This is a genomic window from Bradyrhizobium sp. 142, assembly GCF_023074015.1.
GTDB lineage: Bacteria > Pseudomonadota > Alphaproteobacteria > Rhizobiales > Xanthobacteraceae > Bradyrhizobium.
Genome location: NZ_JADPKQ010000080.1, coordinates 1 through 507, shown reverse-complemented (window position 1 = coordinate 507; position 507 = coordinate 1). Strand labels below are relative to the sequence as shown.

Here is a 507-nt window from a genome sequence, read left to right as displayed (position 1 = left end):
GGCGCCGAGAAGATGCGTCGTTACCGGATCGATGGCGGGGACATGGCGGCGCTATCTGGCGTGCTTTTGCGGGCTCGAGGGAAGGCCGCGCAGGAGGGCAAGCCGGTTCGTATCCTGTCCTGCTATGAGGCGGGTCTCGACGGTCATTGGCTGCACCGCTGGCTGAGCGACAATGGGATCGTCAATCACGAGATCGATGCATCGAGCATCGAGGTGAACCGGCGGGCACGGCGTGCCAAGACCGATCGGATCGATCTGGGGCAGCTGATGCGCTCGTTCCTGGCCTACCTGCGCGGCGAGGTGGGCGTCTGCAGCATGGTTCGGGTCCCCACGCCCGAGGACGAAGATCGCAAGCGGCGCACCCGCGAGCGCGAACGGTTGCTGAAGGAGCGCACCGGGCACAGCAACCGGATCAAAGGACTGCTGCATGGCCAGGGTATCCGCGACGCCAGGCCGTTGAAGCCGAGCTTCCTGTCGGATCTCGACAAGCTGCGCACCGGCGACGGG

Annotated in this window: 1 pseudogene; it reads left to right on the top strand. The window is 65.9% G+C overall.

The window, feature by feature from the left end:
* Positions 1 to 507 (top strand): annotated as a pseudogene (locus IVA82_RS08645) (IS110 family transposase); the annotation flags it as partial.